This is a genomic window from Fluviicola chungangensis (assembly GCF_007558725.1).
Lineage (GTDB): Bacteria > Bacteroidota > Bacteroidia > Flavobacteriales_D > Crocinitomicaceae > Fluviicola > Fluviicola chungangensis.
In genome coordinates this window covers 141,077-155,574 of record NZ_VLPL01000008.1, presented here as the reverse complement: position 1 = coordinate 155,574, position 14,498 = coordinate 141,077, and the positions used below count along the sequence as shown (strand labels likewise).

Sequence of the window (14,498 nt, the reverse complement as noted above, 5' to 3'; positions counted from 1 at the left end):
AAAAAGTTCTAACTTTTCGAATTGTCTGGTAGACGCTAAAATATTAGTGTTTAGAAACAAAAAAGCCAACCCTAAACGGATTGGCTTTCCTTTGTGACCTCAAGCGGGGAAACTTCTAACTTTTTAATGGAAGATTTGGAGCTTGTATTGCAATTAGAAATACTGAAATTGCTATAATTTGCTGTTAGGTATTCCGTTTTTTTAATATCTCCTCCCATCTTGTGAGAATCAATTCAGTGTAAATTTCCTTATCAAGTCCATACGAACCTAATGCAAAACCATCGTTCCACTCGATCAAAGCCGTTTTATCATCATCTAAAACTCCAAAGTCAATGCCATAGGCATCCGTTCTCTGATTTGATTGATCAAAATCGCGGATCGCGCTTTCCACCACTTCCATATTCAATAGTAAACCTTCATCGCCTGCATAATTCTTAACTCCGACAATTTTTGATTTGGTAACGAAAACCCGGTACTCGGAAAGCCAGTTAACAACCGATGAGCAATACAAATCGGTATGCTTTGCTATTCCATCCAGCTGGTATAAGCCTGTATTGGAATTTATGAGAAATCCAGTAAACAGTTTGGCTTTCGACTTAGGTTTCACAAAAATGTTGGCTATCTCATTTCCATGACTTTCCAGCAGTAAGTTTCTAACACTGCTTTCCCAAATGGTCCGATTCAAGTATTTTCTGAGACTTTCGGGATACGAATCATTGGTCCAGGTAATTCCAAGTCTTTTAAAGACAGTCATCATGGTAGGATTGTCGCCTACTACCAACGTTTGGTTATCCAAAGCAATTTGGTTTCTCATCAATCTTTTGATTGTAAACAATTCACAGGCTATTCCCCTGGCTTCTAAAGTTTCCTTTATATCCAAATGTTCGGGTTCAACCCGGTTGTTACCATATTCATGAATGTATGCTTTTGAGATCATAATAGGCCGTAAGAGAAACTGATATCGTTTATTTCTTAATCAATCGAATGACAGCCTTTCTTTCCTCAGACTGTACGGTTAGTAAATATACACCGGATGATTCTTCCAGCGACAAGTTAAAAGATCCCGTTTCTTTGAGCGTCTCCCGCCGCAATACTCTGCCGTTTAAATCACTAATTTCCACAGATATCATGTGGAAATTATCTCCCATATCAACAGAGAAACTTCCATCGGAGGGATTCGGATAAACTTCCAACTTGATTCCAAAATCATTTTCAATAATTCCCACTGTTGTAATATTCACGCAAGCCGAAGTGTCAACACATCCGTTCTGAGTTAATTCGACAGCATAATTCCCATTGGCTGTTGGAGTAAATGATTGATTGTCTGCACCTAAAATCGGAGTGTTGGTATTGCAATCCAACCATTGATAAGACGCTGTGCTGTTATTAGCAGTAATCGTAATTCCAGTTGTGGAAGTGGCAACATTCGGCAAGCTTGTAATTGTTAAATTCAGTGTTACTACACTATCACAGCCCGCAGCATTGGCCAAAGTATATGTAGCCGTGTTATTACTAGCGGTATATGTGTTTCCATCTAACCAGGTATAAGAGCCACAGGCAGTTTGTACGTCTATTGTTCCGGGAGATGATTTATAAATTGTCAGGTTGAGCGTTACCACACTATCACATCCTGCAGTATTGGTCAAAACATAAGTAGCAGTATTGTTATCCAAGGTGTAAGTATTGCCATCTATCCAGGTATAGGAATCGCAGGCTGTTTGAACATCTGTTCCGGTTGTTGGATTATTAAGTGTAAAATGAAGAGTTACCACACTGTCACATCCTGCAGCATTGGTCAAAATATAAGTAGCCGTATCATTACTTGCAACATATGTGTTGCCATCTATCCAGGTGTAAGGACTGCACGCACTTTGAACATCCGTCCCTGCAGAAGTGTTTATACTCAAATTTAATGTCACCAGCGAGTCACATCCTGATGAGTTTGTCAACATATACGTAGCAGTATTATTACTTGAGGCATAGGTATTTCCGTCTATCCAGGTATAAGGATCACAAGAGCTTTGAACATCGGTCCCCGTATTATCACATTGTGACATCTTATGAATAAAAGCCTGGTAGCCGCCAAACGAAGTAATATTGTGAACACCTGGTCCGGGGTCAAAATCAACAGTTGCATCAAAGATTCCGGTTGTATAAATATTCCAGAAGGGATCTATTGCAATGGAATAACCCGCGTCAAGCTGCGCACCTCCCATTTTCCCAGCCCAAACAAAGTTCCCAGAATGATCCAGTTTTGCTATAAAAACATTTTCTGCTCCTCCCGGAGGAAGCGTGTAAATACCTGGTCCCGGATCAAAGTCTGTTGTTCCCTCAAAAACACCTGTAACATAAACGTTATTAGATGCATCTAGGGCAATGGAATAACCAAAATCATCGCTAAGACTATTATTCCCAAATTTTTTAGCCCATACAAAATTCCCCGAAGCATCTAATTTGGAAATGAAAACATCATAATCATTGGCATAAACGGCAAGGTTAAAAACTCCTGGTCCCGGATCATAATCACCCGATCCGTAGTAAGAACCCGTCGTGTAAACATTTCCCTGGGCATCAACCGCAATACCGTAACCATCCTCCATAGTTGTTCCTCCCAATTGTTTTGCCCATACAAAATTTCCGGATGCATCTAATTTGGAAACAAAAACATCTCTGAAACCTGCTACCGTAAGTCCCGCCGTTCCTGTTCCCGGATCAAAATCTGCGGTTCCATAAAAACTACCGGTTGTATGAACATTTCCTGAGGCATCTACAGCGATAGCATAACTCACATCGGTACCAGTTCCTCCCTGCTGTTTTACCCAGACAAAATTCCCTGCCGGATCCAATTTGGAGATAAAAATATCTTCTCCTATGCTTGCTGCAGTGAGCATGGAGGTTCCAGTACCCGGATCAAAGTCTGCTGTGGCTCTAAAAGTTCCTGTGGTATAAATATTACCGGAAGCATCCAGCACAATGGCATTTACATTAATTCTGTCAGTACCTGCAAATTGTTTTACCCAGACAAAATTCCCTGAGGCATCTAATTTGACAATGAATCCATCGAGATCACTTGCCGAGGTAAGCATAGCGATCCCGGGGCCGGGGTTAAAATCGGCAGTTTCAGTAAAATGTCCCGCAATGTATGAATTCCCTAATGCATCTACGGCAATAGAATTGGTGAGAACATATTCTGAGCCCCCCAACCCTCTTGTCCACAAAAAATTCCCGGAAGAATCCAATTTAGCAACATAGCTATCTTTTTCGCCACTCAAAGGCAGAACGGGAACAGTTGCACCCGGAACTCCTGCTGTTCCATCGAATTGTCCGGTAACGTATACATTTCCTGAAGCATCCGTGTCAATTGACTTTCCGGAATAATAATCTGTACCGCCAACTGTATTTACCCATTCAAAGGTTTGAGCACTATTAAACTTTGCAATAGCTAAAAAGGCTAAACTGAGTAGAATATTTTTAGAGTATTGATACATGTTAGATTGATTTATCGGTGAAGTAAAAATAATTAAAAAAATTGTGGATGAAGGAATTAAAGGGTTACGAAAACAAAAAAGCATCACTTTCGCGATGCTTTTTCCTTTCGTGACCTCGTCAGGATTACAGATCCTCTCGTATTGTTCAATCCGAGCATGGAACCCGCCATCCGCCAAGGTGGACGGCCAGGGTTTTTCATTTGATGAACCGGGTTCCTTTCGTGACCTCAAGCGGGGAAACGTCAAACTTTTTGATGGAAGATTTGGAGCGGGTGTTGGAATTGGAAACTTTAGAATCACAATTGGAATAAATATCTATTCTTTATTATCTATTGAAAGTATTTTGGATTTACCGATCAGCAACTAGTTTACGAACCATATTCACACTTTTGATTAAACCGACAGCTGCCTTTCCAGTTTCTAATTGGAAATCAATCTGATCTCCGTATAAATCAATAATTCTAAATGTCGATAATTCTGGCTTTTCTATTTGCCCTTTGAATAATCCATACATTACATCATCAATATTTTCGATCTCTACTTTAATTACTGCACTTGAAGTTTTCTCTATAATTCGACGAGTAGTGATTAGAGTGTGTTTTAATTCTCCTTGAACTTCAAATATTGGCAATTCACTAGCATCTAATTCAAACTCGTGTTTTAACTTATCAAATGGCTCTTGAACTATTTTTGAATACTTCCACGTTTCATTATCCATTGCTGATCGTTCAATAGCTTTAATGACAATATTTCTTATAGAATCTGGATTTTTCAAATTTGATTTTGAATTTATTTCAAGTAAAAATAGGCTCGATTTTGAATAAAACAACAAATTCTCACTTAAAGCCGGCACTTATCTTTTTTGTCGTAGTAATTTACTACTTAACATGTCTCTCCCTTCCACTCTCAATTCTCACACTCTCCCCTGAAAGAAAAGAGCGAAACTCACAATTTTCAGAGCGAGTTTGAGTGTGAGAGAAGAGGGCAAAAAGAAAAGAGCGGGAAAACGTCTAACTTTTTGACGGAGGATTTGGAAAGCTTACTTCACATCGAATCACTCTCAGAACTCACACTCTTCCCTGAAAAGAACGGGATAGAGCGAGTTTGAGTGTGAGAGAAGAGGGCAAAAAAGAAACGGGATCATTACTTCCGTAACAATCCCGTTCTTTTTTGTGACCTCAAGCGGGGAAACGTCAAACTTTTTGATTGAAGATTTAGAACGTGTACTACAATTAGAAACGCTGGAAAACCATACACTATGAAGAAAAAAATAGAGGCTCAAAAAATTGAATTTGCAAAGAACTTAATTGATTCTGATTACAGATTAGTTTGCGATTATGAAAAAATCGATACTTGTATTGAAATCATTTGCATTCGTGATTTAATGTCAACGAAAACCAAATTTAAGTTCTTTAATATCATTGGAACTGATCGAATTCTAATCAAAGCAAACAACAGTTTTTTAATAGAATATTGTATAAAGCAAACGGGGAGCAAATTTGAACTATACGAACTAGTGCTTTCTAAGTTTAACGAATTTGAAAGAGAACTAGACAATTTGAGTTTGTAATCGGGATTTATTCGTAAAGCACTAATAGCAAATAGTCCAATTTTAATGCTTCTAATGCTACTAATTTGGTTTGCCATTCCATAAAAGTTGTTTCTAATTCTGTGTATGTGGTTCTACCTTCCTGATAAAGTAAAACAGTTTTATCGTAAATAGCTTTCAAGTTATTTGCGATCTGCAATGTTTGATCCTGTTCCGCAATACTTTTATTTTTTTTCTGTTGTAATTCAACTTTTTGTTTTTCCAATAAAACAGCAGTTTGTTCTTTTGTGCTTTCTCGCTCAATGTTCTTAATAGCATAAAGCTGTTTTGATTTAATCCATGCACCTCGATTAAAAATTGGAATGCTTAAATAAAGTCCGATCCCTTCGTATAAATTTTGATTCACCTGATCCCGATAAGGTTTTGTTGGAGTTCCGTCAATTGTATAATCTTTATTATTTGTAGAAAATCCAGTTCCAAGTAAACCGTTTAAGGTTAAATTTGGCAAAGCCGTTGATCGATCAACTTTCAATTGATAGTCCGCAATTTCCTGATCAATTTCTAATTGAGCAATCACAAAATATTGGCTTAATTTCGGCTTATCGACGATCCCATTTACTGAATTCAAATCAACCGAATGTTTTGACAAAAGAGGTTCGCCAATTAAGTAATTTAGATCAATTATTTTTAGCGTTATTTCACTTTGAAGATTGATCAATAAATTGCTTTCATTCATCATTGAATTGTGGCTTTTCAATGTATCAATGGCATTAATTTTTCCTTCATTAATCAAAAGACGTTGAATGTTCTGAATGTGCTTGTATTTGTCAATTCGTACTTGGGCGAATTCAATTTGTTTAGAAAGCTTGCAAATACCTAAATACAACTCAATGATTTGAATTTTTATTTCGTTTTGCTTTGCTTCTAAGGTTAATTCATTTTTCGAAATTGTAGCATCTAAAATATTTCGTTTATGTATGTAATTCAATCCATTGAAAACCTGAACGCTTGAATTTAAGCCTATAGATTGGGAATTAACCGAAGTGGTGGCAAAAGTATTGGTAAACGGGTCCAGTCGCCTACCGAATGAGGTATTGAAACCAGTTGAAGCCCCCAAATTTGGAATTAAAGTCCAAGTATGAAAATACCTTTCAACTTGTGACGAACGAACTAAACTCGATTGGCTAGCATAAAGCAATTTATTTGCCTGTGCTTTATTCAAACAGGATTGAAGTGTTAATGAATCTTGTCCGAAAACTACGAACCCAATTAATGAGATTAGAGTTAAAATAATTTTCATTTTACTAGGTTCATTAATTGTTCAAAAATCCTTGAAAGAACACGTTTGTTTTTGGTTACTATTTTTACTTTGCCCTTAAATTGTGCTTTGAAAGGAATTTGTTTGTTATATGTGGTTTTCAATTGTTTTGGCAATGAAATTTTTACCTCATATTTTCCCCCTTTATCAATTTGAGTTTTTGCAATGACTGAACCTTCCAAAGTTCCAAATTCGGATTTTGGGTAGTCTGTAAGTTCAATAAATACCTTTTGATCTTTTTTGATTTTTCCCGCTCCATTTACTTTAATTGTGGCAATCCCATTATAAAAACTACTGGTCGGTACTACTACAATCGAAGCTTCGTTCGCCTTATAAAAACGATTCTGTTGTAATAATTTATTAAAAACAATTTTTCCGGAACATGGGGCTAACCAAATTGAACCTTTTTCCCAATTGCTCAAAGACGTTTGAAATGATGTAATTGAAACAAGTATGTCGGTGATTTTTTGTTGTCTAGCTAACCAAGTATCATTTTTTAACTTAGTTAAATCATTTTTTAGTGAATTCAAAGCTATCAAATTTTGTACTTTTTGCTCTTTTTGACTTTGGATTGTTTGTAAGGCTTGTGAGTGCGTTCGTTTGTCTGTTGCTAATGTCTGTTTTGAAATTGCGTTTTGCTCCGCGAGTCTTTCACTGCTTTCTAGTTCTTTTCTAATCGTTTCGAATTCTTCGGAAGAAATATTGAGCCGATTTTCATTAATGGATTGCAATTGATTTCGAAGGTTTATTTCACGTTGAATGGATGCAATTTGTTGTTGTGATGCATCGGATTTTAATTCATTATTCCAATCAATGATTTTAGCATCTAGTTTGGTCCAGGATTCTTGAAATGTTCCTAAATGAACTTTTTTACTATAAACTGGCAATGTCTTAAATTCGCCCTGTGAGTAATTAATTTTGTTCAAATAATTGCTTACGTCCTTTATATCTTCACTACTTGCCTGAATATCGAATTGAGCAATTAAATCACCTTTTTTTACAATTTGGTTTTCTTTTACGTCCAATGATTTTAACTGAACATAACCCTGATTTGAAAGTTCAATAGGAGCTTTTTCCGTTGTAATAATTACGTCTCCTGTTATCTCATCGGGATATTCAATAAACCAAGCCAAACTAAGTAGAATTAGAAAGATAATGAAGAATAGTCCATTCCCGGATCGAACTATCCAAGACGGTGGACTGCTTAGGAGTTCTCCCATTGATTCACTTCGAATGACTATTTCCGGACCTTTTTTAATTTCCATTTTATTCGCTAAGATTTTGAGTTTCTAATTTTTCAAGTTCCAATTGATTTTTCACTAAGTTGAAGTATGCTCCATTCTTTTCGATCAATTCATTGTGAGTACCTTTTTCGATGATTTGTCCGTTGTCTAAAACAATAATTTGATCAGCATTTTTTACCGTGCTTAGTCGATGGGCAATTACAACGGCTGTTCTTCCCTCGAAAAAGTCATTTAAGTTCTTCATTATGACTTTTTCATTATTGGCATCCAGTGCGCTTGTTGCTTCATCGAAAAACAGAAATTCAGGATTCTTATAAACCGCACGGGCTATAAGAATCCTTTGTTTCTGCCCACCACTTAGCCCCATACCCTCTGCGCCGATTTTAGTATTGTAGCTTAGTGGTAATGACTCAATAAATTCTCTAATATTTGCGACTTCAACTGCCTTTAAAAGCAACGAAGTATCGATTTGTTCTACACCAACGGCAATATTTCTAGCAATTGAATCATTGAAAATGAATCCTTCTTGCATTACAGAACCGCAATTCTCCCTCCAAAGATGCTGTGAAAAAGCTGTTAAATCGGTGTTTCCAACTGTGATTTTTCCGGAATTAGGTTCGTAGAAACGAAGTAGTAATTTCATTAGCGTAGTTTTACCACTTCCACTTGCTCCAACAATTGCCGTTATTTTACTTTGTGCGATTTCAAAATTAATGTCCTTCAATACCAAATTATCCGATCCCATATAGGAGTAAGAAACATTATTAAATGAAACGGTAACGTCCTGTGGTAAATATTTCAACTTCGCTTCTATGTTCGGTTCTTCATCTTCTTTATTGTGAATTTCCGCCAATCGGTTTAAGGACAAACGTGCATCTTGAAGCGTATAAATAAATGACAAAAACAGAGATACAGGTGAATTTAATTGACCTATTATGTAGGTTACCGAAAGCATCATTCCCAAAGTAAAAGAACCGTCTACAACAAGTTTTGCTGAATAGAAACTTATAATAATGTTTTTCAATTCATTTATTACGTTTGATCCGTTTCCCTGCCATTGCTCTAGCCTTAGTCCTTTGATTCGAAGGTTAAACAATTTGATTTGCAGATTTTCCCAGTTCCATCGTTTTAGTTGTTCAGCGTTGTGCAGTTTAATTTCCTGCATTCCTTGGATCAGTTCCATGACTACTGATCGTTCGTTACTCAACTGCTCAAACTTTTTGTGATCGAGAATACTTCTCTTTTTCATAAAGAAACTGACCCAAATAAAGTAAAGCGTTGTGCCTGTAATGAAAATCAAGAAAATAGGTAAACTATACATTGCAAGTATGACCCCAAACACTATAAAATTGAAAGCCGAAAAAATGAAATTGAGCGATTGAACCGTTAATAATTCGTCAATCCGTGCATGATCCCCGATTCGTTGCATGATGTCACCCGTCATTTTTGAGTCAAAAAACGAGATTGGCAAACGCATAAGTTTAATGAGGAAATCAGAAATCAACGAAATATTAATTCGGGTAGACACATGAAGTAGAATCCATCCGCGTGTAATTTCAATCATGGTTCTACCTAGGAACAAAAACAATTGTCCGAGTAATACCAAGTATAAAAAATGAATGTCTTTATTTTGAATCCCTATATCTACAACACTTTGCGTAAGAAAAGGGAAAATAAATTGTAAAACACTAATTAAAAAAACTCCGATCCCGAGTTGTAAAAAGTACTTTTTGAAAAGCTTTACATACTTAATCAAAAAGTTGAATCCCATTTTTTCTTCGGGGTCTTCGTCCGGTGAATCCAAAAGGCTTGGTGTCGGTTCCAGTAATAAACAAATACCTTCTTTTGTATTCAATTCTGCATTCGACGAAATCCAATTATTTAAGAATTCACGATAAGTATATTTTATTAAACCGAATGCCGGATCAGCCACATAAACATTTCTTTTACTGAATTTATGCACTACTGTAAAATGTTTCGCGTTCCAATATACAATACATGGCAATGGTGCGTCCTCAATAAGACTTTCTAAACTTGTCTTTACTAATAAAGTTCTAAATCCAATTGTTTCGGCAGCTTCAGCAACTTTTTTAAATGATGCACCGCTTCTTGTTGTTTGGCTCAAAGTTCTAAGCCTTTCCAATGAAACTGTTTTTCCATGAAATTTTGCAATCATTTTCAAACAGGTTGCACCGCAATCCATTGTGTCCGGCTGTTTATAGAATGGGAATCTTTTCATTTTTATACTTTTAGTCTTCCCATAATTCTAAATTCATTTCGGCAATTTGGGTGTCGTTTATTACGAACTCATTTTCGTTGACAATTACACCGCATTCGGCAAGTCTTGAAAAACCTTCCTCATGTTTCCATTTTGAAATAAATGGATTGTATCGGCACTCGTCTTTTACGAATATCTCCCTTGAAAAATTGGATTGTCGCGGGATCTTAATATCAGTACACATATAACGGAACTCGCATTGTTGGCAAACAGCGATTTGATCAACTTTTATATTTATTACTTCCTGATACCTTTCATTTATCTTAAGACTTTCAAAATCTTCTATGGTTTTAATTTTACTAATGTGACCCAAATTGAAATCGTCAAATAAATTGATACCAATTCTACCATCGGCATTAATTAGAATTTTCTCATAAAATCCACTATTAAAATTTAGTGTTTCATTGAATAATAAATAGTTATTGTGAAGTGATGGGAAAGTTTCAATATATTTTGCCTTATCTGACAGATCAATTTCGGCATATTCACAGAATACTTTGTGTTTTGAAACAATTGAATCTATTTTATCCAATAGGCTACGCTTACCGCAGAAGATAATTCTAAGATGCTGGTTGTCTTTTAAGAAATCGATAAGAAAATCAAGAAACAAAATGTGCTTTTTATCAAAGATTAAAAATAGATTTTGAGTTAACCTAGATAGAACGCCTATGTTCCTTTGTATGTACTTAATATTGCTTGTATTCACAACAAAGGTAATTGCCTGGAAGTGACTCGGCATTGAATTACTCTTATCAATTTTTGGAAATACATGTATATCTGAAATGAAATGATTGATAATATTGAGCGCATCCAAACTTTTCAGTTCGTCTGCAATTTCAGCGTTCTGTTCTAAGCATGAATTAAAATTATCGTATTCATGAAGGTTGGAAAGAACCTCGAATGCTTCATTGCTCAAAAACTCGAATCCGCCCTTTGATAAATCATGCAAAATGCTACGATTATAGCCTTTTGCTATTCTGACATCTTCATATAATGCAATCATACTATTTTTTTATGGTTTGGTCTTCTAAATAGGAATTTGTCGGTTTGGTAAAGATCCGCTTTCAATTTTGGGAGTGCACGAATGCCTAATTCACCGTTTTGGGTTTCTTGGGTGTGATGAACCGGCAACGCAACAAGTTGGGGCATTTTATGTACAACTTCGTGTATTAAATCAATATTCTTTTTCATGACGTTATAAATGATCCGCGATTAGGTAATAAAGGTCATAGTTACATGGATTTGCAACCTGTTCAAACTGGCCAATCGGGTTTACTTCAAGGAAAATGAATTTGTCATTTTTGTCAACAATCATGTCAATACTGCCTGATTTCAAATTAAGTAAATTCATAAGCCTTCGAAGTTTGTTCTCGATTTCTGCAGGAAGCAAATAAGGCACGATCCGATTGGGGTTATTATCATCGTAATTCTTCACGTCAATTTTAGTTTTTTCGTTTGCCTGTGACATTACAGCAGATGAATAAAACTTCAAGTTGAAATAAAAAATTCTTAATTCGAACTTTTTATCAATCGCTTTTTGTACCTGTGATAATTCAAATTGTTCAGGCACTCGATCCAGTTCCACCAATGACGTAAATTGATACATTCCATGGTTTACAAAGCTGAATGGGTTTCCAATCGGTTTAGTTATTATCTTATCATTACCGGCTTTTACGAATTCCAGTAAATCACTTTTTTTCGTAGTTACGAGAGTTGAGGGAATTTCCAACCCAACCTTTAGTGCTAGGTCTAAGGATTGAAATTTGATAACCTCGTTATCTATATCTGAATTTAGCTTTGCCTTTTTGTCTAAAACATAGTTCAGGTATTTGATTAACTCCAAATGTTCTTCTTTTTTGTACCCGTTTAGAATGTCGCTAACTTCTTCGTGGTAAGGTCCGTAATTTATTTCTTTAAATTTTTTACTGAGAATCGATCTTCGATACCAATAAGAAGTAATGTCTTTAGTATCAATTGTAATTGTTTCACCATTTCTAACGAATGAAAAAATAATTTCAATTGTCTTAGTTTCGGGATTCATGTAAACTTTATTGAATTCCAATACATCGGCAACCGAAATCCTATAAAATGGTTTTTGCATTCTTAGTAGCCATCCAATAATCAAATCAGACGTCGGTTCTTCTTTATCTGTAAGAATTAGTATCATGTTGAATCAATTTTAGGAAGGTGGCCTGCATAACGCAAACCACCTTTTTTGCTTTGTTACGAACCTTGTGGTTTGTCCGCGTAATCTTTAGTATCGTAAGTATCTACTAAAGAAGGACCCATCATGTCGTAATTACCTGTTGTGTTGTTTTTAGTATCAGGGTAACCGTTTGGTTTGTCTGAACCGTTTTCACCTGCAAACAATCCGTCACTGTTTACAATTGCCTCCGTAGAGAATTTTCCGAATTTTGAAGATTTCATAAAATCGTTTTATGTTAATAATTTGGGTTTGTGCTTGAGACATTAAGCCTAGCAAGTCTTACGATCTTACAGGCTTATCGTCTTCTGTGCTTGTGTCTTTCTGATCTGTAAGACTAGCCCATTGACGGTCATAACTACCTGTGTTTGTGTTGTAAGAATCTGTGTATGTAACATCAGATTTGTTTTCACCACCATACAACCCATTGCTTTCAACAAGTGCAGAAGTAGCGAACTTGTCTAATTTTGAATTTTTCATTTTTGATAATGATTAAATTAATTTGCCTACTCTAGTTCGTGTTTTCGGCTTCGCACGTAATTGCACACCCATTCAGTTAGGCAATCCTAAACAAATGCGACTTGTATTGATCCGGTGTGCCTCACCGGTTTCAATGCTATTAAGATTTTTTTCTGTAAACTTTTGGTAGGTAAGCGATAAACTGCGCTTCCCATTTTTTTCGTTCGTGCCCACCATGGTAAAAAACCAATTCGTAAGGCATTGAAATTTGAGTTAAGTATTTTCCGAGCCTTTTCGCTTCATCCTGAACCATTTCATCTTCTTGGTCACCGGTAGCAAGGAAAAAACTTGGGCAGTTTGCTTTAGTCCACGCAAACGGTTCTTTACTTCCTTGCACAATTGAACATAAAATAAAGTGACCGATTAAATCGGGTTTATCCTGGGCGACAGTTACACCAAAATCTGCCCCATTTGAAATTCCGTAAAAGGTTCGATCTTCTTTCTTATTCGAAACAGAATAGCTTTTTTCTGCGTACTGAATCACTTCTGAGGTAAAGAATTTAAAATGCTTGTCAAATCTTAGATTTAAAGTGTCTTTCCCACCATGCAGATTTTTGAGATACTCAAAATTTCGATACTCAAGCCCCATGCTTGGAATAAAGGTTTCATTGGAATTTACACCGATAATTACAATTTCAGGAATCAATTTTTTGTCCATTAGGGAATCGATTGATTTGACATAAGACTGAATTAATAATTGTCCGTCTGCCATGTAAATTACCGGATAGGTTTTAGTTTTTTTGAAGCCTTTTGGAAGGTAAATTGTAAGCAATCTGTTTTCTCCGAATGATTCACTGTACAAAGTATCAGTGAACAATTGAGATTTCTTTTCCTTTTTGTTTTTGCAATTCTGATAATTAGGCATGATTGGTGAAATGCAGTAAGTCGATGTTGTAACCCAAAGTGAGATTAAAATAAAAGCGAATTTCATGGTTTGTTTTAGTGGGGATTAAAGTGAGATTATCTTCAATTGTACCATTAAGGCAAAGCGACATTCTCGTAATTTTGGAATGAATAGTTTGTAAATATTGCCTGAACGAATTTTGACAACTTGAATAACGGCATTTCAAAATAGTGTTAAGGTTCTCCACACTTACCGCCGTGGAGTGTAACGGTCAATACTTTGAGATTAAAAAAGTATTAATTCTGACAATGTTACAAAATTATCTTTTTTGAAAAACGGTAATTTGAAATTCATTCAAATTTTAAATAAAATAAGTACTATATTGACTATCTTAGTCAAAAATCGAATACATGAACGAAATAAGTGAAGTTAACGAAGCTGAAACGGGAGTAAATGAAGTTGGAATCAGGATCAAGAAGATACGTGAGGAGAAAGGAATTTCACAGGAATTTTTAGCAAGTTGCCTAAATATTACTCAAAGTAACTACGGTCGTTTGGAAAAAGACGACTCACGATTAAGCGCACCAAGATTAATGATAATCGCGAAGGTTTTAAAAGTGTCCGTTAGTTATTTATTTGGTGAAAGCGCATCTAAAATTATCAATCAATCCAATAATGAAACGGCAAACGCTTATAACGTTGAAACAATAATTAATGCCGATAAAGACCACATCACAACCCTTAAAAATGAGATCGATTTTTTAAGGGGGGTGTTAAAGGAAAAGCTAAGTTCAAGAGATTGAAAATTATTTAATATTTAACTAAGCAACATTTTAACGGTTTTAGGACATTGAATTTTAATTAATTCTAAAACTATATTTGCATTGAAACCTAATTGATCTTAATTAGGTGATTCAGTGAATAGTGGTTAATTGGCAGTGACGTGAAAAAATCGCGTTGCTGCCTCTTTTAAACTTTAAAATGAAATACAAATTCCGATTAAACTTGGTTGCGTAGAGTCCTAAAATATCCTTAAAAATTTTGATTTAGGTGGT

The 14,498-nt window shown here is 35.6% G+C and carries 14 protein-coding genes; 3 read left to right on the top strand and 11 right to left on the bottom strand.

Going from position 1 to position 14,498, the window contains the following annotated elements:
• Positions 1 to 184 precede the first annotated feature (184 nt).
• Together FO442_RS15420 and FO442_RS15415 are read right to left on the bottom strand one after the other, a co-directional pair.
• Entirely contained in the window at positions 185 to 937 is a 753-nt protein-coding gene (locus tag FO442_RS15420; RefSeq protein ID WP_144334109.1) for an ATP-grasp domain-containing protein, read from the bottom strand.
• Between the two features lie 28 nt (positions 938 to 965).
• Positions 966 to 3,488 carry an SBBP repeat-containing protein gene (locus tag FO442_RS15415; protein ID WP_186280175.1) on the bottom strand — a complete coding sequence of 841 codons (2,523 nt, stop codon included), beginning with the start codon at positions 3,486 to 3,488 and terminating at the stop codon, positions 966 to 968.
• 43 nt (positions 3,489 to 3,531) lie between these two features.
• Between FO442_RS15415 and FO442_RS18750 the strand changes: the two genes are divergently transcribed.
• Positions 3,532 to 3,855, top strand: a complete 324-nt coding sequence (locus FO442_RS18750) for a hypothetical protein (protein WP_186280173.1) — start codon at positions 3,532 to 3,534, stop codon at positions 3,853 to 3,855.
• Here FO442_RS18750 and FO442_RS15410 read toward each other — a convergent pair.
• Positions 3,838 to 4,341: a hypothetical protein gene (locus FO442_RS15410; RefSeq protein WP_186280171.1), complete on the bottom strand. Its 504-nt coding sequence runs from the start codon at positions 4,339 to 4,341 to the stop codon at positions 3,838 to 3,840. The two genes, FO442_RS18750 and FO442_RS15410, sit on opposite strands and share 18 nt — an antisense overlap.
• Positions 4,342 to 4,746: 405 nt before the next feature.
• On the opposite strand from FO442_RS15410, the gene FO442_RS15405 reads away from it, so the two are divergent.
• A complete protein-coding gene (locus FO442_RS15405) occupies positions 4,747 to 5,058 on the top strand; it encodes a hypothetical protein (RefSeq protein WP_144334106.1) in 312 nt (103 codons plus the stop codon).
• Positions 5,059 to 5,065: 7 nt separating this feature from the next.
• Here FO442_RS15405 and FO442_RS15400 read toward each other — a convergent pair whose 3' ends face one another.
• The 8 genes from FO442_RS15400 to FO442_RS15360 all read right to left on the bottom strand — a co-directional run bounded on the left by FO442_RS15400 (position 5,066) and on the right by FO442_RS15360 (position 13,464).
• Positions 5,066 to 6,337: a TolC family protein gene (locus tag FO442_RS15400; protein ID WP_144334105.1), complete on the bottom strand. Its 1,272-nt coding sequence runs from the start codon at positions 6,335 to 6,337 to the stop codon at positions 5,066 to 5,068.
• The gene (locus tag FO442_RS15395; protein WP_144334104.1) at positions 6,334 to 7,620 is read right to left on the bottom strand and encodes an HlyD family secretion protein; all 1,287 of its coding nucleotides are present in this window, start codon (positions 7,618 to 7,620) and stop codon (positions 6,334 to 6,336) included. Before FO442_RS15395 ends, FO442_RS15400 begins: the two co-directional genes overlap by 4 nt.
• 1 nt (position 7,621) lies before the next feature.
• On the bottom strand, positions 7,622 to 9,838 hold the full coding sequence (locus FO442_RS15390) for a peptidase domain-containing ABC transporter (protein ID WP_144334103.1): 2,217 nt from the start codon (positions 9,836 to 9,838) through the stop codon (positions 7,622 to 7,624).
• A gap of 10 nt (positions 9,839 to 9,848) precedes the next feature.
• Positions 9,849 to 10,880, bottom strand: coding sequence for a hypothetical protein (locus FO442_RS15385; protein ID WP_144334102.1), 1,032 nt, complete (start codon positions 10,878 to 10,880; stop codon positions 9,849 to 9,851).
• Positions 10,877 to 11,068: a hypothetical protein gene (locus FO442_RS15380; protein WP_144334101.1), complete on the bottom strand. Its 192-nt coding sequence runs from the start codon at positions 11,066 to 11,068 to the stop codon at positions 10,877 to 10,879. The genes FO442_RS15385 and FO442_RS15380 overlap by 4 nt, the downstream gene beginning before the upstream one ends.
• Positions 11,069 to 11,072: 4 nt before the next feature.
• Positions 11,073 to 12,044 carry a grasp-with-spasm system ATP-grasp peptide maturase gene (gene gwsG / locus FO442_RS15375; RefSeq protein ID WP_144334100.1) on the bottom strand — a complete coding sequence of 324 codons (972 nt, stop codon included), beginning with the start codon at positions 12,042 to 12,044 and terminating at the stop codon, positions 11,073 to 11,075.
• Between the two features lie 56 nt (positions 12,045 to 12,100).
• Positions 12,101 to 12,304 (bottom strand): hypothetical protein, encoded by a 204-nt coding sequence (locus FO442_RS15370; protein ID WP_144334099.1) that lies wholly within the window; start codon positions 12,302 to 12,304, stop codon positions 12,101 to 12,103.
• 395 nt (positions 12,305 to 12,699) lie between these two features.
• Positions 12,700 to 13,464 (bottom strand): alpha/beta hydrolase, encoded by a 765-nt coding sequence (locus FO442_RS15360; protein WP_246073868.1) that lies wholly within the window; start codon positions 13,462 to 13,464, stop codon positions 12,700 to 12,702.
• Positions 13,465 to 13,853: 389 nt separating this feature from the next.
• Between FO442_RS15360 and FO442_RS15355 the strand changes: the two genes are divergently transcribed.
• The gene (locus FO442_RS15355; RefSeq protein ID WP_144334096.1) at positions 13,854 to 14,246 is read left to right on the top strand and encodes a helix-turn-helix domain-containing protein; all 393 of its coding nucleotides are present in this window, start codon (positions 13,854 to 13,856) and stop codon (positions 14,244 to 14,246) included.
• The last annotated feature ends 252 nt before the right edge of the window (positions 14,247 to 14,498 follow it).